Source organism: Butyrivibrio sp. AE2032, assembly GCF_000702965.1.
Genome location: NZ_JNLF01000005.1, coordinates 771,348 through 794,720, shown reverse-complemented (window position 1 = coordinate 794,720; position 23,373 = coordinate 771,348). Strand labels below are relative to the sequence as shown.

Genomic DNA, 23,373 nt, shown 5'->3' with positions numbered 1-23,373 from the left:
ACAAAATATATGCAGACTATAACCAGACAACAGGCAAGACAGTTTATCCTCTCCAAGCAGGGGCTCATAGGATCACACCGCTTCACCGGAAAAGACGGAGCGTATGCTTATGTCCGTCAGGCAGGATGCATACAGTACGACCCGGTTGACGTATGTGGCAAGAATGCTGAACTCACACTGCAGTCCAGAGTAAAGGGCTTTAAAAAGACGATGCTCCACGACCTTCTCTATAAGGACAGAAAGCTCGTCGACTATGCAGATAAGGAACTCTCCATCTGGCCTTCCGAAGACTGGCCTTATTTTTCATCATACAGGGACAGGAGCAGGAAGCTCGGAAGGACGTTCAAGGGACTTAAGAGACTGGAGAAACAGGCAATCGAATACATCGAAGCAAACGGTCCCGTATCGAGCGATTCCCTCCCGATAGAAGGTGAGATCTTCTGGCATTCATCTATGCACTGGAGCGGCAACTGGCAGAAGAAATCCCAGGCGGCACGATCTGTCCTGGAGCAGCTCTATACCGACGGCGAGCTCGTGATCCATCACAAGAAGGGGAGCCGCAAATACTACGATCTCGCAGGCAGGCATCTTTCCAAAGACATCCTTGAAGCGGACAATCCGTGCAAGACGGAAGAGGAGTTCCTTTGCTGGCGAGTCCTGAGACGCATCGGTGCGGCAGGCCTTCTCTGGGACAAGAACAGCACGGCATTCCTGGGTCTGGACATAAATGCCGAGAAACGCAAACAGGCTCTTGAGACACTGACAGAAGAAGGGAAGATAATTCCCGTCATGGTGGAAGGGATAAAGCAGCCTTTCTACTACAGGGCAGAAGACGCTAATCTCATGAATGCGATCCTTGAAGGTACAGCCGATCTGAAGCCCAGGATGTCATTTATCGCACCCTTAGATCCTCTGATGTGGGACAAGTCCCTTATCCTCGCATTATGGGACTACCAGTATTCTTGGGAGATATACACGCCTGCTGTAAAACGCAAATACGGTTATTACGTTCTGCCCGTCCTCTTCGGCGACAGATTTGTCGGACGCATCGAAGTCGTGCCCGACAGGAAGACCGGAGTCCTTGAGGTAAGGAACATCTGGTGGGAAGAGGACGTCCGTCAGACCAAAAAACTGAATGCGGCACTCGAGAAGACAGTTAAGGACTTCGCGAAGTTCAACGACTGCGAAGAGATAGAATATCTGTAAGCAAAATAAAAGACAGCCGGTCGCAACTCCGGCTGTCTTTATCAGGGGGTAAATATCAGGAAAAACGGTCCTTAATCCTTCTGATCACCTGTGCGTGAGTCAGTGGCTGACCTGTTATCTTGTCCTTGTAAGTGTTTGGGTCTGAACTGATGCCCAATCCGCAGAACCCCAGATCTATGTCGGCGATTACGCCGAAATCATGCTCGAGCACCTCTTCCATTGCACCTGCACTTGCGTAGTTCAGACCGGGCAGATGACCACCGACAAATGTAATGGGGTCTCCGGATGTTGATACCGTCATGTAAGCTCTCAAAAGCTCCTCTAATTCTGTTACCGTACCGCCTGATACGATCTCAAGCTCGTTAAGTTCGATCTCTTTGTTTATGGTCATGGTGATGTCCGCCTTTACTTCATACTCCTGATTCTCTGGAGCACCTGTTCATGTGTCAGGGGCTGACCCGTCTTCTTATCCTTGTAGGTGTTGGGATCAGAACCGATGCCTGTTCCGCAGAAGCCTAAGCTGATGTTTGCTATGACGTCGAAATCTTCCTCGAGTCTGGATTCCATAATGGCAGCGGATGCGTTGTTAAGGCCGGGTATATGACCACCTGCCAATGAAGGGAGCATTTTCCCGATTGGGGATTCGATATAAGCGTACATGATCTGCTGAAACTCCGTTACCGTTCCGCCTGATACGATCTCAAGCTCGTCCAATTCGATATCTCTTACCATTGTGTTTGTCATTTTCATTTCCTCCTAATGACTTTGTGTTTTTGTTTGATGGCTTCAGTATCGTCAAAACAGTACACACGAACAATCAGTAATGTCGGGGTGATCTGTTGATTAAGCGACAGAGCGGAGGAAGAGTGTCGGGGAAAGAGGAAAAATACTGTGTTTTGGAACGGGAAAGACGATATTTCAATTTAGTCATGATAAGTTCCAATTTAGTCATTTGGGGCGAAATGACTAAATTGGAGGTAGGGATAAACTTGAAATAAATAGTCTGGATTGCCTTTCACTTGTCTATTTAGAGCTTGTTGAGAGCTCACGGTATGCATAGGATTCTAAAATTGTCCACAAGCTGTGGACGATTTCAGCGAATGGTTACAATCTGTTGAGATAATTCTTATTGATCTCGAAATGATTGTTTGTGTGGGTTATTGAAATGTTCAAGAATGTTTGTGTTGCGTCTTTGCCTTTGGAAATTGTTCAAAGAATCTTAACCTTTCTTATATTATAATTTAGTCGTGCCCAAAAACTGTCCTATTAGTGGATGGCAATATAGTTATAATACAGTTAGCAATGCTTCAAGGAGACTTGTTATATGGCAAATAAGACGAATGCAAATATAGGATTCGAAAAACAACTTTGGGATGCTGCTTGTGTTTTGTGGGGACATATACCTGCAGCCGAATACCGTAAAGTTATTATCGGATTGATCTTCCTCAGATATATATCTGCTGCTTTTGATAAAAGATATCAAGAACTTGTTGCTGAAGGCGACGGCTTTGAAAACGACAGAGACGCCTATACCATGGAAAATGTCTTCTATGTTCCTGAGTCAGCCAGATGGGAGAAGATATCATCTGCGGCCCATACTCCAGAGATAGGCAAAGTTATAGATGAAGCGATGCGCGCAATCGAAGACGAGAACAAAAATCTCAAGAATGTTCTGCCTAAGAATTATGCCAGTCCGGATCTTGATAAGAAAGTCCTTGGTGACGTTGTAGATATATTCACAAACAATATCGATATGAGTGACACTGAAGCCAGCGAGGACCTTCTCGGTAGAACATACGAATACTGCATTGCTCAGTTTGCTGAAAAGGAAGGTGTTGGCGGAGGAGAATTCTATACACCGGCCAGCGTTGTTAAGACACTCGTTTCTATTCTTAAACCGTTTGAGAACTGCCGAGTTTATGATTGCTGCTGTGGTTCGGGAGGTATGTTCGTTCAGAGTGCTAAGTTTATCGAAGCGCATTCCGGAAACAGAGGAAGCATAGCTGTATACGGCCAGGAAGCAAATGCGGATACCTGGAAGATGGCTAAGATGAATATGGCTATCCGTGGAATAGATGCTGATTTTGGCCCGTATCAGGCTGATACATTTACTAATGATCTGCATCCCACTCTGAAGGCAGATTTCATTCTGGCAAACCCGCCGTTTAATTATCATCCCTGGAATCAGGAGAAACTCCTTGATGATGTCAGATGGAAATATGGGGTTCCGCCTGCAGGCAATGCAAACTATGCATGGATCCAGCATATGATCCATCACCTTGCTCCTAACGGAAAAATCGGTCTTGTTCTTGCAAATGGTGCTTTGTCAACACAGTCAAGCGGTGAAGGCGAGATCCGTAAGCGGATTATCGAAGATGACCTGATTGAAGGCATTGTCGCAATGCCTACTCAGTTGTTTTATAGTGTTACGATTCCGGTTACACTTTGGTTTATAACAAAAGGTAAAAAACAAAAAGAAAAGACGCTTTTCATTGATGCCCGCAAGATGGGTCATATGGTTGACCGTAAACACAGAGATTTCACGGAAGAAGATATACAGAAACTTGCGGATACATTTGAAGCGTTCCAAAACGGAACGCTTGAAGATGTGAAGGGATTCTGTTCTGTAGCTTCTATAGAAGATATTGCTAAGCAGGACTATATCCTCACTCCGGGAAGATATGTCGGTATAGAAGAACAAGAAGATGATGGCGAGCCTTTTGAAGAAAAGATGACCAGATTAACATCTGAGCTATCAGACTTGTTTGCTAAATCTCATGAACTAGAAGATGAGATTAAGAAGAAGTTGGGCGCGATTGGCTATGATATTTGACAGTTATAGTTTCGATTATTGAATGTAATTATCATTTTGTTTACTACTGAATATGATTAATGCTAGAGGATAAAATTAATGAATGAATGGAAATCTACACCATGGGGGAAAATACCCGCTTCCTGGGGTATTACAACAATAGATGAAGCTTCAGAGCTAGTTACTGACTATACTTCAAATGGTAGTTTTAAGTCTTTAGCTGATAACGTGAAATACTATGACAAGCCTGAATATGCTTGGATGGTAAGATATACGGATTTTAGCAAAGGCTTTGTTGGACCCTTTATTTTCATAGATAAAAACGCCTATGATTTTTTGTCAAAAACAAAATTATATGGGAATGAAATATTAATTTCTAATGTTGGGATTATAGGCGGAGTGTTCAGGTGTCCTCGATTATATTCTAAGATGAGTTTGGCCCCCAATTCTATACTAGTTAAATTCAAAGATAGCGACGATTTCTATTATTATTGGCTTAAAAGCATCTACGGTCAATTTATGATGGACAGTTTGACTATTGGAAGCGTACAAAAAAAGCTTAGCAAAACCAATTTTAGGAAAATGCTTGTTCCTGTACCTCCAATTTCAACACAGAATACAATTGCAGAAATCCTTCAATCTATAGATGATAAAATATCCGTAAATAGTGCTATAAATCAGAATTTACTTCAGCAGGCTAATGCTATCCTTACATCTTATTTTATTGACTTTTCACGTTTTAACGGTTCGATTCCAAATGATTGGGAATCAGGAACACTTCAAGATATAGTTGATTTTTCAAATGGATATGCTTTCAAAAGCAAGGAACTTCTTGACGCTCCCGAACCCGGTTGTTATCGAGTGTTTAAGCAGGGACATATTAATCGTGGTGGTGGATTTAATTCAGGAGGAACAAAAAGTTGGTATCCAATAAATAAATGCAGTACTCTTACTAAATATGTCCTTCACAAGGGCGATGTGCTTATGGCAATGACAGATATGAAAGATAATGTGGCAATTCTTGGTAACACGGCACTTATGACAGTCGATAACCAATATATTGTTAATCAACGTGTTGGACTTTTGCGAAGCAATGGATATAAGAACACATCCTATGCATACATATATCTGTTAACTAACAGTTTTGATTTCTTGAAGGATTTAAGAAGCAGAGCTAACAGTGGGGTTCAAGTTAACCTTTCTTCGACAGAGATAAAGAATTCTCCTGTCTGGATTGCAAGTGAGAACATCAACGAAGAGTTCAACAGTCTTACAGAACCATTGCTTACAATGATTATGAATAACGACAACGAGAATCAGCGTTTAGCCGAATTACGAGACACACTTTTACCCAAACTAATGTCTGGCGAATTAGATGTCTCTGAGATAGATGTTTAGACCGCTAAATTATCATTTATCGACGTAGATAATAACAATTCTTAGGAAAGGAAATTAAGCGAAACAATGAGAGCTAGATATGATGAAAACGGAAATATACGTTCATATCATCAAATGATTTTCGATAATGTTCCTGATGATTACGAAATGCAAAGTGTTTTAACAGGTGAAAGATTTTCGGATTTGTCTTATGTTGGCATAATGAAGCACCTTAGAACAAAAGAAAAGATTGAAGATTTTTCCAATAATGAATACTATTCTTCAGAAGTTTTATCACATATGGCTATGGATTACATTCAATCAGCACTGTATTTACATGGAGCTATTGTAAATGATAGAGATGGAGAGACAGTTTCATATTATGTTATCCCCTGCGCATTTTCTTGTAAACATTCAATAGAACTGAAACTAAAAGAATGTCAAATAGCAAAGGGAATGGCTGAACTAAAGGGGCACAGTGTGCTTACAGTATGGAATGACCTAGACGAAAAAGATATTCCACATTCCAAAGATATCACCTCGTTTTTACAGGAAGTTGAGAAAATTGACAATAATGAAATGGCTTTGCGTTATGGAATAAGCAAAAAAGCAGAGCCATTACAAGAAACATATAAATTCGATATTGATGTCTTAATTAAGAACACAATGTTCTTGTTTAACGTTTTAGATGAACATGTGATTTGCAAGTATAGATATAAAAGCTAATTATTTATTATGGATAAATCGAAAAATTGGATTGACATAAGTTTAGAGGACGTTGCTGATTTGACTGTTGGTTTTGTTGGGAAAACCACGAATCATTATGTTAATAATGGAATTCGATTTCTCAGGTCACAAAATGTCGAACCATTCCGAATCAACTTGGCAGATGAAAGATTTATTGATGAGCCTTTTCACAGGTCGATAAAGAAATCACAATTAGAAGCCGGTGATGTAGTGATCGTGCGAACAGGGAATCCGGGTGCTAGCGCAGTTATACCAGAAAAAAACGAAGAATGGAATTGTTCTGATCTGGTTATAATTAAACCAGATCACACGAGAATTAACTCTACTTTTCTAGCTGCTTTTTTGAACTTATCATATGGTGTGATCAGTTCAAATCTGGTTGGAGCTGTTCAGCAGCACTATAATGTTGGAGCGGCTAAGAAATTAAGGTTAAAACTGCCCTCGCTAAAGGAACAGAATATAATTGCGAGCTATATTGATTCTTTGAATGAAAAAATAACCATCAATGAAAAAATAAATCAGAATTTACAGGAGCAAGCAAGAACTATTTACTCCAATATGATTGTTGATAATGCCGATGAAACTTGGACTCGGGGCACACTATCTGATGTTGCAATCGTAACTATGGGACAATCACCTAAAGGCGACACATATAACGAAGATGGCAATGGAACCGTATTCTTTCAAGGAAGAGCTGAATTTGGCTTTAGATTCCCTACTAGACGTCTTTACACTACAGATCCCAAACGAATGGCACAGGCAAATGATGCGCTTATGAGTGTGAGAGCCCCTGTTGGTGATATGAATGTAGCTTATGAGGATTGTTGTATTGGTCGCGGGCTTAGCGCTATCAGATCAAAAGATGGGCATCAGTCCTTCGTCCTATATACTATGTTTGATCTTCGTGATCAACTTGATGTTTTTAATGGCGAAGGCACTGTGTTTGGTTCAATCAACCGAGATGCTTTGAACTCTATGCCAATTAAAATTCCACCCCAAGCGGTTCTTGATAGCTTTGAGGCTGTAGTTGCTCCTATGGATCAAGCTATAAGAAACAACTGCGATGAGATTTGTCGCCTAACAAACATTCGAGATTGCTTGCTCCCTCGCTTGATGTCCGGAGAACTTGACGTATCTGAAATCGAAATATAAACCGCTAAATTATCATTGATGCGAGTAATAGCAACTGTATTCGGTTGATTAATGTCAGATAACGCATGTATTGTTCTCTAATACCAATTTATGAAGGAGAACAATATGACTGATCAAATAGTTTATGAAGTTATGCAACAGATGTTACCGATACTAGACAATTCACAGCTAATCCAATTGAAGCAAGTATTGGAAAATGCGTTTCGACTTTACTTTGTTGCTGAGGAAAACAAATCAGATTATGAAGATAATAGGAACCTTTTGGAAATGTTCGTGTCTTCAAAGCGGATAGAGGGTTGTTCGGAGAAAACTCTCAAGTACTATCAGACTACAATAAATGCTATGTTGTCCTTTCTGGGGAAAGGCATATGTCACATTAATACCGAAGATCTACGCGCTTATCTGATCGAATATCAAAGAAAAAATCAATCGAGCCGAGTGACTATCGATAATATTCGAAGGATTCTGTCCAGTTTCTTTTCATGGTTGGAGGATGAGGATTATATAATTAAAAGTCCCGTGAGACGCATTCATAAGATCAAGACTGCCAGCAACATAAAGGAGACATATTCAGATGAAGAACTGGAACTGATGCGTGACAATTGTACGGAGTTGAGAGATCTGGCGATGATCGAACTTTTATCTTCTACAGGAATGCGTGTCGGCGAGATGGTTCTTTTGAATAGGGAGGATATTAACTTTATTGAGCGGGAATGTGTTGTGTTTGGAAAAGGCAACAAGGAACGTGTCGTATACTTTGATGCCAGGACCAAGATTCATTTGCAGAATTACCTTGACAGCAGAACAGATGATAATCCGGCGCTTTTCGTAACGCTTCGGGCACCGCATGACCGCATCATGATTGGTGGTATAGAGTACCGGCTCCGTAAGATGGGTCGGAAGATGAATATTTCGAGAGTTCATCCGCATAAGTTTCGACGGACTTTGGCTACCAAGGCTATAGATAAGGGAATGCCGATAGAACAGCTTCAAAGGCTTTTGGGGCATCAGCGGATAGATACGACTCTGATGTATGCAATGGTTAAGCAGAGCAATGTCAAGTCGGCTCATCGGAAATACATAGGATAGTGGTGTGTTAATAAATCCAAACGAAATGTTCACATATAAGTGAGTGAATAATGCTTCCGGAAGTTATACAATAAAAGATAATTGCGAATCGGAAGGGGCAAGATTATGGCATTTGATGAAGCCAATTATGAGAATTCCGTTATTGCACTGTTTCAGAATATGGGGTATCAATATGTTTACGGCCCCGATTTGGAGAGGGATTATAAGAGTCCTTTGTACGAGAGCGTCCTTGCAGATTCTCTGCGCAGACTGAATCCTAAACTGCCTGATGCTGCTATTGCCGATGCTTTGTATAAGCTCCATAACTTTGAGAACGGCACATTGGTTCAGAAGAATACCATATTTATGAACTATCTTCAGAATGGCATTGAGGTCAGTTATCATGAAGGTGGAGAGACAAAGTATGACATAGCTTATATTGCGGATTATGCAAACGTCGACAACAACTCTTTTATAGTTGCCAACCAGTGGACGTTTGTTGAGAACAGTAATAAGCGTCCGGATGTCTTAGTCTTCCTAAATGGCTTGCCGATAGTCCTCATTGAACTCAAGTCTCCTTCTCGTGAAGAGACTGATGCCTCGGAAGCGTTTCTGCAGATCCGCAATTATATGCAGGAGATACCTTCTATGTTCATTTACAACGCTATATGCGTTATGAGTGACATGTATATTTCCAAGGCCGGAACTATAACCTCCGGCGAAGACCGCTTCATGGAATGGAAGACGAAGGATGGCAGTTATGAGAACACTCAATATGCTCAGTTTGATACTTTCTTCGAAGGCATTTTCGTCCGTGAAAGACTGATGGATATAATTAAGAACTTCATCTGTTTTGACGTTGAGGGGATTAACTCACATAAGATACTTGCCGGGTATCACCAGTACTTTGCCGTCCGTAAAGCTATAGAGAGCACAAAGAATGCATCTGCAGAAGGTGGCGACGGCAAAGGCGGCGTGTTCTGGCATACGCAGGGTTCCGGTAAGTCGTTATCTATGGTCTTTTATGCTCATCTTCTGCAGCAGGCACTGGAGAGTCCGACGATCGTAGTGATAACTGACCGTAACGATCTTGATGACCAGTTGTTCTCTCAATTTGCCAGATGCAGTGATTTTTTGCGTCAGACACCGGAGCACGCTCAGAGCCGTGAACACCTGATGAATTGGCTTAACTCCAGAACGGCAAACGGAATTATCTTTACTACGATGCAAAAGTTCGAGGAATCCGGGACGGCTTTATCTGACAGACGGAATATAATCGTCATGGCGGATGAGGCACACAGAAGCCAGTACGGACTTACAGAGCAGATAAAGATGACGACAAACGAGGATGGTGAAAAGATTGCCAAACGCGTTATCGGTACGGCAAGGATAATCAGAGATTGTCTGCCTAATGCTACGTTTATCGGCTTTACCGGAACACCGGTTTCTTCAAAAGACCATAATACAAGAGCAGTGTTTGGAGATTATATTGATATCTACGACATGACACAGGCGGTTGAAGATGGCGCAACAAGACCGGTCTATTATGAGAGTCGCGTAGTTAACCTCAAACTGGATAAAGAGACGATCAAGCTGATCGATCAGGAATATGATCTTCTTGAGTCAACTGATCAGGCTGATGAAGCGGTAATCGAGAAGAGCAAGCAGATGCTTGGTAAAATGGAGGCTGTTCTGGGAAATCCGCAGACCATTGATTCTCTTGTAAAGGATATCCTTAGCCACTATGAAGAGAACAGAGCCAATATCCTTACCGGAAAAGCAATGATAGTTGCATATTCACGCGCTATAGCAATCGACATTTACCATAAGATAATCGAATTGCGGCCTGACTGGACAGAAAAAGTTGCTGTCGTTATGACTGAGAGCAATAAGGATCCCGAGGAATGGCGTAAGATCATTGGCAATAAACACCACAAAGAGGAGCTTGCCAAGAAGTTTAAGGATAATGAAGATCCTCTAAAGATAGCCATTGTTGTCGATATGTGGCTTACGGGATTTGACGTGCCGTCACTTGCGACAATGTATGTCTATAAGCCTATGTCAGGTCATAATCTCATGCAGGCGATAGCACGAGTTAACCGTGTCTTCAAAGACAAAGAGGGCGGCCTTGTAGTTGATTATGTTGGTATCGCCAATGCGCTTAAGCAGGCAATGAACGATTATACCGACCGTGATAAGAAGAAATATGGCGACACGGATGTTACGAAAGTGGCTTATCCGAAATTCCAGGAAAAACTCGCAGTGTGCAGAGATCTTCTTCATGGTTATGATTACAGTTCCTTCCTTAATGGTTCTGATCTGGAAAGAGCAAAAGCTATAACCGGAGCAGTGAATTATATAGCCGCTCCCGATGAGGATGAATTGCTGAAAACATATTTAAAAGAATCATTGTTATTACATCAGGCTTTGTCGCTCTGTTCTTCTTTGGCAAATGAAGAAGAAAGGTTAGAAGCCGCATTCTTTGAAGCGGTAAGAGTAATGGCGGGTCGCGTGTTGGTAACGGTAAAGTCAAAGCTCTCACTTAAAGAAATCAATGACCGCATTAATGAATTGCTGAAACAGAGTATCAAGAGTGAAGGTGTCATCAACCTTTTCGACGGTGTCAGAGAAGAGTTCTCGTTGTTTGATCCAAGTTTCCTGGAAGAGATTTCTAAGATGAAGCACAAGAATCTGGCTGTAGAACTTCTCAAACGACTCATCGAGGAACAGGTTATTGTTTACCGCCGGACGAATGTTGTAAAGTCTGAGGTCTTCAGCGAGAGAATGCAGAGACTGATGAATCAATACATCAATTCAATGATCAATAATCAGATAGTCATCGAAGAGCTGATGAAGATGGCTAACGAAATCCAGTTGAGCAGAGAAGAAGGAAATGAATTGGGTCTTTCTGATGAAGAACTCGCCTTCTACGATGCTTTGACCAAACCGCAGGCAATCAAGGATTTCTACGAGAACAAAGAACTTGTTGCTCTTACAAAAGAACTTACTGAGACATTGCGGAAGAATAAAACCATCGATTGGCAGAAACGTGAGACCGCCCGAGCCAAGATGAGAATGATGATAAAGAAGTTGCTCAAGAAGTATAAGTATCCCCCGGAAGGAATGGAGGATGCGTTAGAGACAGTTATGCTTCAGTGTGAGTTGTGGACTGATAATGAAGAAATGGGTGACAGATTGGCGCCTTATGCAAAGGCAATAGTCAATTGATTCACCTTTGTGGATTTGACCAGGGAGACTAAGTATGAAGATAAAAAGCTTTTTATTATCCGTTGTAGTTGGTTTTATTATTGGTGGTGTTACCTTGGCAGAGGCATCGACAGTTTACGAGAATCCTGTAGCTAAACATAATACTTATCAGATCCAATACAAATACGATAATGCAAATAGTGATAGAGGAAAAGTACATTCTCAGTTTACTTATAATGATGGATATTTCCTTCAGGATAGTACGAAGCTCAACGGTGAAGTCGCAAAGATGAGTGTTGCCTTGGCTGCTGCTGCATATGATCCGATTACAATTGGCGATATCTTTGAAGATATGCATTTTACAATTGTAAATCCTATTGCTATGTCGAAATCATACGATGATGGCAGACTTTCAATCAATGATAATGACCATGTGGCCTACACTATTGGACGTAAGGTTATTGATGGATATACGGTTTATTGCGTGCCGATAAGAGGCACGGGTCCAAATGCTGAATGGTACAGTGATTTTAACCTTGGTGAAGGAGATGATCACGAAGGATTCTATCTTGCAGCTGATGAAGTTTATGATGATTTAATTGAACAGATCAATACTGATGGGGCAAGCCTATCAAAAACGGTCGTTCTCCTTACTGGACATAGCCGTGGTGCCGCAGTAACAAATATTATTGCCGCGCGACTGGATAAGAGTACTTCGATTCCTGATAAACAGATATTCGGATATGCTTTTGCATGTCCTGCTGTTAGCCGTAACGCAGATCAATCTCTTAAAAACATATACAATATTAACAATCCTGGTGATTTGATTACATTACTCCCTATGGAGGATTGGGGCTATAAGCGTAATGGCGTTGATATCTATGTCTATAGTGGTGCACTGCCTACACAGGATAATGTTTATTATCAGTTTAAACGATTATCCGGGTTGGATTGCCGTTCGGAAGATGACCCATCTGCATATCTAAGTCTTTTAAGGACACTTGTTCCAGACAAGGACACTTTTATGTCATCACAGTTCCAAGTTCTGTTTAGATTTGTTGCATTTGCACTTGGCGGAAAGAACAATTCTTCATTGTGGGATGTTATTTCTTATAATAATTTTGAAGCTGTTGTGATCTTATGCACAACAATAGCTACAATTAAATCTGATTTTGAATCTGGTGCTGCTGCTAATAATGTCTATTCGCTTTTCTGCAAATATAATGTTTCGTTAGCGAAAGAATATGATGAGTTATATGAATCGTGTTGCAGTTGGCTGAAAGAAAGCGATGATGATCTGAGTTATGATAGTATACGTTCATCTCGAACAGGGAGGCGGATAAAGGAATTAGTTCAGATAGAAATTCATAACCGTTCAGATATTGTTCTGGCTAAAGCCAAGTTTTCTGATTTATTATCGCTGATTGATTGCTATTCAGTTGATAATATGAAGTTAATAACACTCTTCTTTAGTGAGAGCGGAACAATAATGGACTCCATAACACATGGCCATGTGCAATTTTTTTATGTTTCTCTGGTTAATTCGTTATTCTGTGGTTATAGGGGATGGTATGAATATAATGGAGAGGTTTTTGAACTAAATAAAAACGCTTCTTTTGATAGTAATGCTTATGATTCCGTAATGGATATTGGAGAAGAATGCTTCCGTAACTGCAGGAAAATTATAAATGTACAACTCCCGAAGGAGTTAAACAGTATTTCAAAGGCTGCATTTTACTGGTGCGATGGATTGTATGGTGAAGTGGAAATCCCTTCTGGCGTAAGAACAATTGGCGAAGAAGCGTTCTATTACTGTGCAAATATATCAGGTAAACTTGAAATTCCCGATGGCGTATCAATAATAGAGAAGAATACCTTTGCCGGCTGCGAAAGCGTAGAGGAAGTAGTGATCCCTGAAAGTGTATTGGCCATAGAAGACGGAGCGTTTGCGGTTTTCTGCGGCCTGAAGAGACTGACGATTCCGTGTTACACAACATTTGAAAGCGGATATGATGTGTTCGCATTCAGCGGCTGTGAGAAGCTTGAATATGTATCAATTACTGGATTCGGACCAACATGGGATTTTGAAGACTATTTTACAAATTTACACAGTTATCGATATACGCCGTGGCGTTTGAGTAAAGTTGATTCACTTGAAGTGAGTATAGCAGAGGGTGTTACAAGGATTGGTAATTACTGTTTCTGTGGTTGTTCAAACATGAAAGAAATCAACATTCCGAGTACGGTGACAGAAATAGGCGACTATGCCTATTGCAATTGCAATGCAAGCAGCGCAGTAGAGGGGTGTAAACTTGTGATTCCATCAGGAGTAACAAGTATTGGAGATCACGCATTTGAGTATTGTAAACAGGCAACAGGCGATCTGAATCTTCCTAAGGGATTAACATATCTGGGCGAATATGCATTTAGAGATTGCGAGAATTTAACAGGAGCAGTTGTTATTCCTGAAGGAATTACCGAGATTCCGACATTTGCATTTAGTGAATGTAGAAAGATAAATAAGTTGACGATACACGATGGTGTTACATCTGTTGGAGATTATGCGTTTGCATATTGTGATTCGTTAAGGGATCTCATAATCCCTGGTACAAGTTTCGTGTTGGAAAATGATACGGTATTCAAATTGGATAAGTATTCTTCGGGCGGTGTAAACCATGTCCGGATAACTGGTCAGGGTGAAATGATTATTGCAAAGCCAACATATTGGGGAACTGATATAGGGAACGTAAGTATAAATCATGCGGGAAATACACCTTGGTATCTTAGCAAGGCTGAAAGCATTGAGGTAGAGATTGATGAAGGTATAACGAATATTCAGGATTATGCATTTGCTTCTACTAAAGTGACAAATATCGATATTCCGAATACCGTAACGAGTATCGGAACCGGAGCGTATTATGGTTGTAAAGCCAATCAGAAATTAGTTATACCCAATAAAGTGACGAGCATCGGTGCCGGGGCTTTTGGTTATTGTACAAACCTAACAGGTTTAGAGATTCCTGCAAGTGTTAAGAATATAGGCGAATATGCGTTTTTTGAGTGCGAGAAAATAGCGGGAAAGATAGATGTTCCTAATGGCATTACAACAATAAAGAAAGGAACCTTTTCCGGTTGTGAGAATGTAGAAGATGTGGTGATCCCTGAAAGTGTATTGGCCATAGAAGACGGAGCGTTTGCGGTTTTCTGCGGCCTGAAGAGACTGACGATTCCGTGTTACACAACATTTGAAAGCGGATATGATGTGTTCGCATTCAGCGGCTGTGAGAAGCTTGAATATGTATCAATTACTGGATTCGGACCAACATGGGATTTTGAAGACTATTTTACAAATTTACACAGTTATCGATATACGCCGTGGCGTTTGAGTAAAGTTGATTCACTTGAAGTGAGTATAGCAGAGGGTGTTACAAGGATTGGTAATTACTGTTTCTGTGGTTGTTCAAACATGAAAGAAATCAACATTCCGAGTACGGTGACAGAAATAGGCGACTATGCCTATTGCAATTGCAATGCAAGCAGCGCAGTAGAGGGGTGTAAACTTGTGATTCCATCAGGAGTAACAAGTATTGGAGATCACGCATTTGAGTATTGTAAACAGGCAACAGGCGATCTGAATCTTCCTAAGGGATTAACATATCTGGGCGAATATGCATTTAGAGATTGCGAGAATTTAACAGGAGCAGTTGTTATTCCTGAAGGAATTACCGAGATTCCGACATTTGCATTTAGTGAATGTAGAAAGATAAATAAGTTGACGATACACGATGGTGTTACATCTGTTGGAGATTATGCGTTTGCATATTGTGATTCGTTAAGGGATCTCATAATCCCTGGTACAAGTTTCGTGTTGGAAAATGATACGGTATTCAAATTGGATAAGTATTCTTCGGGCGGTGTAAACCATGTCCGGATAACTGGTCAGGGTGAAATGATTATTGCAAAGCCAACATATTGGGGAACTGATATAGGGAACGTAAGTATAAATCATGCGGGAAATACACCTTGGTATCTTAGCAAGGCTGAAAGCATTGAGGTAGAGATTGATGAAGGTATAACGAATATTCAGGATTATGCATTTGCTTCTACTAAAGTGACAAATATCGATATTCCGAATACCGTAACGAGTATCGGAACCGGAGCGTATTATGGTTGTAAAGCCAATCAGAAATTAGTTATACCCAATAAAGTGACGAGCATCGGTGCCGGGGCTTTTGGTTATTGTACAAACCTAACAGGTTTAGAGATTCCTGCAAGTGTTAAGAATATAGGCGAATATGCGTTTTTTGAGTGCGAGAAAATAGCGGGAAAGATAGATGTTCCTAATGGCATTACAACAATAAAGAAAGGAACCTTTTCCGGTTGTGAGAATGTAGAAGATGTGGTGATCCCTGAAAGTGTATTGGCCATAGAAGACGGAGCGTTTGCGGTTTTCTGCGGCCTGAAGAGACTGACGATTCCGTGTTACACAACATTTGAAAGCGGATATGATGTGTTCGCATTCAGCGGCTGTGAGAAGCTTGAATATGTATCAATTACTGGATTCGGACCAACATGGGATTTTGAAGACTATTTTACAAATTTACACAGTTATCGATATACGCCGTGGCGTTTGAGTAAAGTTGATTCACTTGAAGTGAGTATAGCAGAGGGTGTTACAAGGATTGGTAATTACTGTTTCTGTGGTTGTTTAAACATGAAAGAAATCAACATTCCGAGTACGGTGACAGAAATAGGCGACTATGCCTATTGCAATTGCAATGCAAGCAGCGCAGTAGAGGGGTGTAAACTTGTGATTCCATCAGGAGTAACAAGTATTGGAGATCACGCATTTGAGTATTGTAAACAGGCAACAGGCGATCTGAATCTTCCTAAGGGATTAACATATCTGGGCGAATATGCATTTAGAGATTGCGAGAATTTAACAGGAGCAGTTGTTATCCCTGAAGGAATTACGGAGATTAAAGACGCAACATTTAGCTGTTGTTATTGTTTAGAATCGTTGTCTATACCTTCTGGAGTTAAAAAACTTGGAAACCTGGCTTTTGCTTACTGTAGTAATGTTGAAAACATAACTATGCCTTGTGATGTTAAATATGTTACAACTGGTGACAATAGGACATTCAAAAGCTGTCCGGCTATTGACCATGCCAGCATTATCGGTCATATCGAAGTTACAGATGAAGCTGTTGCTCCTGATTGTACAAATACCGGCCTTACCGAAGGCTCGCATTGTTCACTGTGTGGCAAGGTGTTTGTTGCTCAGGAAGAGGTTCCTGCGCTTGGACATACCCCTGTTGCAGATGAAGCAGTAGCACCTGATTGTACACATACTGGTTTGACAGAAGGCAGCCATTGTTCAACGTGTGGAGAAGTAATTCTAGCGCAGGAGGATATACCTGCAACCGGTCATACACCTGTTATCGATCCTGCTGTTGAGCCTGACAGCACGCATTCTGGCCTTACTGAAGGAAGTCACTGTTCAGTTTGTGGTGAAGTAATCGTAGCCCAGGAAGTAATCCCTGCATTGGATCACGTCCATACTCCTGTTACTGATGAAGCGGTCGCACCCGATTGTACACATACAGGTCTGACAGAAGGTTCACATTGCTCAGTCTGCAATGAGGTGCTCGTGGCACAGGAGACTGTTCCTGCTTTAGGACACAAACCTGTTACTGACGATGCAGTTGCACCTGATTGTACACATACAGGTCTGACAGAAGGTTCACACTGCTCTGTTTGTAATGAAGTAATCGTTGCGCAGGAAGTTGTTCCTGCTAAAGGTCATACACCGGTGACTGATCCGGCCGTAGAGCCTACACATACAGAGACAGGTCTTACAGAAGGATCGCATTGCTCCGTTTGCGGTGAGATCCTGGTCGCTCAGGAAGTTGTTCCTGTATTGACACCTGAAAAGATAGGCTGGATCGAAGAAGACGGCGCTAAGTACTATTACAATGTTGACGGTGTCAAGATGACCGGCTGGCAGAAGATAGACGGCAGCTGGTATTATCTTGATCCCTCAACGGGTGCTATGCTGACAGGCTGGCAGAAATCAGGCAGCAGCTGGTATTACATGGACCCCAATACAGGAATCATGAAGACCGGCTGGGTCAGCATAAGCGGCAAGTGGTACTACATGAATTCATCGGGTGTGATGCAGACAGGCTGGCAGAAGATAAGTGGCATCTGGTACTATTTCGAATCTTCCGGTGCTATGGCAACCGGTTGGAAACAGCTTAGCGGCAAGTGGTATTACTTTGACCGTTCAGGCACCATGGCTTCAGGCTGGAAGCAGATAAGCGGAACCTGGTATTACTTTGAATCTTCAGGTGCTATGGTATCCGGCTGGAAACAGATCGGTGGTACCTGGTATTATTTCGAGTCGTCTGGTGCTATGGCGAAGAACTGGAAACAGATCGGCGGAAGCTGGTATTACTTTGGCTCATCCGGCGCTATGGTAACCGGTTGGAAGCAGATCAGCGGAAAGTGGTATTACTTCTACGATTCCGGCAAGATGGCAACCAACACGACCATTGACGGATACAAGATCGGTAAAGACGGAGTAATGGTCTGATACCTGATCGATTAACTTAAGCATAAATGCCGTCCGTGCTTCTGTGCGGGCGGCGTTTTTTGTCTGTTTATCCGTGTTTTATTTGCTATTTACCAACTTGGTAAATATGTAAAAATAATTTTAAAAATTTTCGTTTTCACCGTAGAAATGTCAGGAGTGATGGGCTATCATCACTTTAGACCAAACCAATCTTCAAAACGCATTTGACTATATTCGATACGGGTTAAGGTGAGGCTTGATGCCTGCCTGTTGTTTTGGCCTTAGATTTTTGCATTGAAAGGAAGTGCATTCGTTTTATGAAGGGAAAAGTGTTCAAAAAGGCGCTGGTAACGCTGTTATCTGTCGTGACAATGACGGTAGCGCTGCCTGTTTGCGTAATGGCTGCCGGTAATGACCAGAAGACTGCCACCGCCATCAAGTTCGATCAGAAAGTCAGCGGTTCTATCACCAGTTCGAATACGGCAGACTGGTATAAAGTTACACTGCCTAACTCCGGTTTTGTTACGGTTAAGGCTCATGCTGAAATGATGTATGTTCAATATTACATGTCTTATGAAGACAATGGAGAATTAAAAAATGTCATTAACGAATCCCACTACTGGGATAGTATGTCTGAGGCAAGTAATACGACTATGGAAAGATACCTCAATGCAGGAGTCTATTATTTCCGTGTTTGTCAGCGTGTTTATGACGATTCGACAGGTGACTATAACTTCACCATCAGCTATACCAGTTCAAACGAGAGTTTCATCGAGAACGGCTCAGGCACAAACAACAAGATGAAGGATGCGTCCCCAATCGAATTGGGTAAGACGTATACAGGTTTCCTTGCAAAGAATGATGAGATCGACTGGTATAAATTTACTTTGTCTCACGATATGAAGATCATGATCTCTACACCTGAAGGTGTCGGTTATTTCTATCTCTATAACAGTGACGGAAAACAGTTAACACGTTGGTATATGCTCGATTGGGAAAAAACGGATAATGTATTTACTCTCGAGAGAGGAACTTATTATTTCGTTAGAGATTCCGATCTGGGCGTTTATCATTTCACCATTTCTGAGTTCCTGACAGGCTGGCAGAGTTCCGGCGGCAAATGGTACTACTATGACAAGAATGGAAAGATGTTAACAGGATGGCAGGAGATCGACGCTACCTGGTACTATTTCGACAACAAGGGCGTTATGCAGACCGGTTGGCAGAGTCTCGGCGGCAAGTGGTATTACTTCAACAAGTCCGGTGCTATGCAGAAGGGCTGGCAGCAGATCAGCGGCAAGTGGTACTATTTCGAATCAGCAACAGGTGAGATGGTTACCGGTTGGAAGCAGATCGACAAGGCATGGTACTATTTTGAGTCCTCCGGCTCCATGGTAAAGGGTTGGAAGCAGATCGGCGGAGTCTGGTATTACTTCGAATCCTCAGGTGCTATGGCCAAGGGATGGAAGGAGATCGGTAAGGTCTGGTATTACTTTAATTCTGACGGTTCCATGGCAAAGAGCTGGAAACAGATCGGCGGAAGCTGGTTCTATTTCGAGTCCTCCGGATCTATGGTAACAGGTTGGAAGAAGATCGGGGGTAAGTGGTATTACTTCTACAATTCCGGCAAGATGGCAACCAACACGACCATTGACGGATACAAGATCGGTAAAGACGGCGTAATGCAGTAAGAACCGATATATAAACTGAAACAAAAATGCCGTCCGGGTTTTCTTTTGCCCGGGCGGCATTTCCGCTTATAAGGACATCATCTAATGGGAGCTTTGTTAATCGACTGAGTATGCTGTTATTGTGTCTATGATCTCCGAGAGTTCTTTGTTGTTGTAGATGTAACCCGAGTAGATCTTATGAGCTTCGCCATTCTCGTCGTAGAAGGTGAATGAGTACGATGTGCCGTCGCAGACATCTTCTTTATAGTTGTCGAACTTATGGGTCTTTACGCTGTTAGTGCAGAAGTTGTATATCTTGAGATAATCCTTATCCGTTATCATTATTCCTGTAGAGTTCACGGGGTTGGGGATGTAAGCTGCTCCATCGTAGGATACGGATATCTCATACTTAGAGTTTTCATACTCTTCCTGAGTCATCTCGCCCTGGGACGAGCTCGTTATGGTGAGCATCGTTCCTTTTATCTGCTTGAGCTCTTCTATATCTACCTTTGACTTCCCGCATGCAGTCATGCCTATTATCGTGATAACTGCCATCAGGATGCATATTATTCTCTTCATTTTGTGTTTCCTCCAAGTTGGTTTCTGCCATATATACAAGGCGGGCAGGGAAAATGTTGCAGTGGGATTCACTTCACACTTTGATAGTATTGTACTATTATCTTGAAGAGGCAAAGGCAATGGATAATTTAGTACCTGATGATGAAATAAGATTTGACGAGCTCTGTTCAAGGAACGACCTGGCGCTTATAGGCGAGGATGTGGGTTCTCGTGAGGAGCTCCTCGATACGCTGAGAAAGTACCTGATGCTCACGAGGCGTGACAGGAGGTTCTCGGATTACTATTCGGTCAGGCTTTTCGGGTACACAGTTCCTGATATGTTCATCAAGATGAGCTACCGTTACAGGTTCGAGTCGCCCATTCCCATTAACGAAACATTGCTGATATCAGAGCCCGATCTCTACTATAACAAGAAGGCCTTCGATGAGGGGAAGATAAATCTGTGCTTTGTCATAGGTTATTCCGGTTCGGGCAAATCCGTGCTCACAAAAGAATACGAAGGCGAAGACATAGAGAAGGTGTCCCTTGACGACATCGTCTGCGTGAAGGACCACTATACGCTGGATGAGTTGAAGGCCATGGGGGATCTTCTTTATTCGTTCTTCTCGGGCGAAGGTTCAAAGTACTACATATCGATAAATGAGCGCGATATGTTTGCCGACAGGGGAGAAGTGTTCGTCAAGTTCATAAAGTTCGCGATGAAGTTCGCTTCCGATCATCCCGAAAAGAAATACATCCTGGAAGGCATATGGACATACCTGTTCTTCAGCGATCCTTCCAAGTTCAAAAAATACGCCGTCTACATGAAGGGAACGTCGCTCCTTAAGTCAAAGCTCAGGAGGATAAAGAGGGAAGCCGCAAACGACCCCATGACGTCTTTGGACAGGCTCTTTGAATTCGGATTCTATGCCGCTGACACGACTTTCAGGGACAGCAACGTCGATAAGTGGAGAAGGTATTTCGAGAAAAGACCCGAGACGGTTATGAAGCTCGAAGACAATAAGTTCAAGACCATTAGGGATAACATCATGGCCGAGGTAAACAACATCAACGACTGCTTTGTACACGGGGATGCCGACGGCATAAAGGAGATAATGAAGAATACCGAGAATAACGGCGACATGAACATAACCGAGAGGGCGTTCATTGTGGAAGAATGCAAAAAGGCGATCGCTGATATGTGAGATTGATGTATTACAAGGAGTGATTTGTGGGATAATAACTCTATTGTGGATATGTGTATGCAACTGTTTAGTTGTGAAATAGTGGATGTTATGATAATATAATTCTAGTTGTGGGCTGGTTATTTAACCCAGGTCCAACCGATTGGCGGGCAGACTGTCCGCCATATTTATTTAGGAGTTCTCGTGAAGAAATTAAGTATATTTGTTGATGAGTCTGGTGACTTTGGGGAGTTTTCGAACCACTCCCCATATTATATCGTTACTATGGTTTTTCATAATCAAGATAAAGACATATCTTCAGATATTTTGAGACTTAATTCAGAGATAAGAAATCTCGGGTATAAACATGATTTCGCAATTCATACAGAGCCGCTTATTAGAAAAGAAGAGATGTATTGTAATGCATTGCCAAACGAGCGAAGGGCTGTTTTTTCAAAACTGTTTTTCTTTACGATAAAAGCAGATATTTCTTATAAAAGCTTTGTTTTCGAGAAGAAAATGTATAGTGATACACTGCATTTGGAAGCGAAAATAGCTAAGGAAATATCAAGCTTTCTCAGACAAAATTTGGAATTCTTCCAAGGGTTTGATAACGTTGTTTTATACTATGATAATGGTCAACGTCAACTTACTCGTATATTAAATACGGTTCTGGCGACAGAACTTTCGGAGTATGAAGTTCGCAAGGTGTTTCCCAAGGATTATAAGTTATTTCAAGCTGCTGATTTAATATGCACTCTGGAATTGCTCGATGCTAAATGTCAACATGGAGAATTGTCAAAATCTGAAAGAGTGATTTTCCATTCGAAGAGAGAGTTATATAAGCAGTTTATAAAGCCGATTCGAAGAAAATCTTTTGATTTTATTTGAGCACAATGACTTCCTTTTCGAGTAGCATTTTGACCAACTGTATGTTCACTTCAATCCGCCTTGTTGCCGCGTTGATTATCTGTTATTCTTTTCTGCAAAAGTTAATGGGGAGGACGTTTTTATGACAGTGGGAATAATCGGTATGGGCAGCATGGGTAACATGCTCCTTGAGAAGTTCTATGCTTCGGGAAAGTTCGGTGAGGGGGAACTTCTGGCAGCCAACAGGTCACCAGAGAAGCTCGAACAGTGCAGGATAGCCGTTCCCTGCAGTAATACGGAACTGGCTTCCCGAGCCGATATCGTTTTTGTCTGCGTTCGCCCTGTTGATCTGAAGAGCGTGCTGAGCGAGATCGCACCCTGTCTTAAGGAAGATTCGCTCCTCGTGTCCCTTAACGGCAGCATCACCTTCGACATGATAAGGAACATAACCGATCACAAGACCGCAAAGGTCATACCCAGCGTTACCGCCGAGATAAACAGATCACAGACCATAGTCTGCTATAACGGCAAGGTGACCGAACAGGACAAGGAATCGCTCCGCTCATTGCTGGGCATTATCGGTGAAGTAATAGAGCTTCCCGAGAATGAGGTCGGAATGGGTTCCGAGCTCGTAAGCTGCATGCCCGGATTTATCGCGTCCATATTCGACGTCGTATGCACATCTGCTGAAAAGCACACCGACATACCGCGCGAACAGATAGTAAAGATGGTATTGAACACCATGAGTGCCACGGGCGACCTGATGCTGAGAAATGACATGACTTTCGATGAGGTTGTCACGCGCGTTGCCACCAAAGGCGGCATAACAGAAGAGGGAACGAAAGTCATCTATGAGATGTTCCCTGAAGCTGCAGATGAGATGTTCGATAAGACGCTTGAGAAGAGAAAGCAGACTGCAAAAAAGGCGGCCGAAGCGTTCGGGTGATC

At 42.0% G+C, this 23,373-nt stretch carries 15 protein-coding genes; 12 read left to right on the top strand and 3 right to left on the bottom strand.

What is annotated here, in order from left to right:
• Window positions 1–9 precede the first annotated feature (9 nt).
• The gene (locus BO18_RS21265; RefSeq protein WP_034449512.1) at window positions 10–1,206 is read left to right on the top strand and encodes a winged helix-turn-helix domain-containing protein; all 1,197 of its coding nucleotides are present in this window, start codon (window positions 10–12) and stop codon (window positions 1,204–1,206) included.
• 55 nt (window positions 1,207–1,261) lie between these two features.
• Here the strand turns inward: BO18_RS21265 and BO18_RS21260 are convergent, their stop codons facing one another.
• Together BO18_RS21260 and BO18_RS21255 are read right to left on the bottom strand one after the other, a co-directional pair.
• Window positions 1,262–1,597 carry a hypothetical protein gene (locus BO18_RS21260; RefSeq protein WP_034449509.1) on the bottom strand — a complete coding sequence of 112 codons (336 nt, stop codon included), beginning with the start codon at window positions 1,595–1,597 and terminating at the stop codon, window positions 1,262–1,264.
• Between the two features lie 14 nt (window positions 1,598–1,611).
• The gene (locus tag BO18_RS21255; RefSeq protein ID WP_034449505.1) at window positions 1,612–1,950 is read right to left on the bottom strand and encodes a hypothetical protein; all 339 of its coding nucleotides are present in this window, start codon (window positions 1,948–1,950) and stop codon (window positions 1,612–1,614) included.
• Window positions 1,951–2,530: 580 nt separating this feature from the next.
• Here BO18_RS21255 and BO18_RS21250 point away from each other — a divergent pair.
• The 8 genes from BO18_RS21250 (at window position 2,531) to BO18_RS33290 (ending at window position 19,834) form a co-directional block, all read left to right on the top strand.
• On the top strand, window positions 2,531–4,039 hold the full coding sequence (locus BO18_RS21250) for a type I restriction-modification system subunit M (RefSeq protein ID WP_034449504.1): 1,509 nt from the start codon (window positions 2,531–2,533) through the stop codon (window positions 4,037–4,039).
• A gap of 78 nt (window positions 4,040–4,117) precedes the next feature.
• The gene (locus BO18_RS21245; protein ID WP_081861185.1) at window positions 4,118–5,416 is read left to right on the top strand and encodes a restriction endonuclease subunit S; all 1,299 of its coding nucleotides are present in this window, start codon (window positions 4,118–4,120) and stop codon (window positions 5,414–5,416) included.
• Between the two features lie 66 nt (window positions 5,417–5,482).
• On the top strand, window positions 5,483–6,121 hold the full coding sequence (locus BO18_RS21240; protein WP_034449502.1) for a hypothetical protein: 639 nt from the start codon (window positions 5,483–5,485) through the stop codon (window positions 6,119–6,121).
• Between the two features lie 9 nt (window positions 6,122–6,130).
• Entirely contained in the window at window positions 6,131–7,294 is a 1,164-nt protein-coding gene (locus BO18_RS34470; protein WP_081861184.1) for a restriction endonuclease subunit S, read from the top strand.
• A 105-nt stretch (window positions 7,295–7,399) separates the two neighbouring features.
• Window positions 7,400–8,383, top strand: a complete 984-nt coding sequence (gene xerA / locus BO18_RS21230) for a site-specific tyrosine recombinase/integron integrase (RefSeq protein WP_034449500.1) — start codon at window positions 7,400–7,402, stop codon at window positions 8,381–8,383.
• A gap of 105 nt (window positions 8,384–8,488) precedes the next feature.
• Window positions 8,489–11,590: a type I restriction endonuclease subunit R gene (locus BO18_RS21225; protein WP_051689030.1), complete on the top strand. Its 3,102-nt coding sequence runs from the start codon at window positions 8,489–8,491 to the stop codon at window positions 11,588–11,590.
• Window positions 11,591–11,624: 34 nt separating this feature from the next.
• The gene (locus tag BO18_RS21220; protein WP_034449497.1) at window positions 11,625–18,164 is read left to right on the top strand and encodes a leucine-rich repeat protein; all 6,540 of its coding nucleotides are present in this window, start codon (window positions 11,625–11,627) and stop codon (window positions 18,162–18,164) included.
• Between the two features lie 296 nt (window positions 18,165–18,460).
• Entirely contained in the window at window positions 18,461–19,834 is a 1,374-nt protein-coding gene (locus tag BO18_RS33290) for a hypothetical protein (protein ID WP_051689029.1), read from the top strand.
• Between the two features lie 96 nt (window positions 19,835–19,930).
• Here BO18_RS33290 and BO18_RS21210 read toward each other — a convergent pair whose 3' ends face one another.
• Window positions 19,931–20,392 carry a hypothetical protein gene (locus BO18_RS21210; RefSeq protein ID WP_034449495.1) on the bottom strand — a complete coding sequence of 154 codons (462 nt, stop codon included), beginning with the start codon at window positions 20,390–20,392 and terminating at the stop codon, window positions 19,931–19,933.
• A 119-nt stretch (window positions 20,393–20,511) separates the two neighbouring features.
• Between BO18_RS21210 and BO18_RS21205 the strand changes: the two genes are divergently transcribed.
• The 3 genes from BO18_RS21205 (at window position 20,512) to BO18_RS21195 (ending at window position 23,371) form a co-directional block, all read left to right on the top strand.
• Complete coding sequence (locus BO18_RS21205) at window positions 20,512–21,576, top strand: hypothetical protein (RefSeq protein WP_185752541.1); 1,065 nt, start codon at window positions 20,512–20,514, stop codon at window positions 21,574–21,576.
• A gap of 183 nt (window positions 21,577–21,759) precedes the next feature.
• A complete protein-coding gene (locus tag BO18_RS21200) occupies window positions 21,760–22,446 on the top strand; it encodes a DUF3800 domain-containing protein (RefSeq protein WP_034449491.1) in 687 nt (228 codons plus the stop codon).
• A gap of 121 nt (window positions 22,447–22,567) precedes the next feature.
• Complete coding sequence (locus BO18_RS21195) at window positions 22,568–23,371, top strand: NAD(P)-binding domain-containing protein (RefSeq protein ID WP_034449489.1); 804 nt, start codon at window positions 22,568–22,570, stop codon at window positions 23,369–23,371.
• Window positions 23,372–23,373 lie beyond the last annotated feature (2 nt).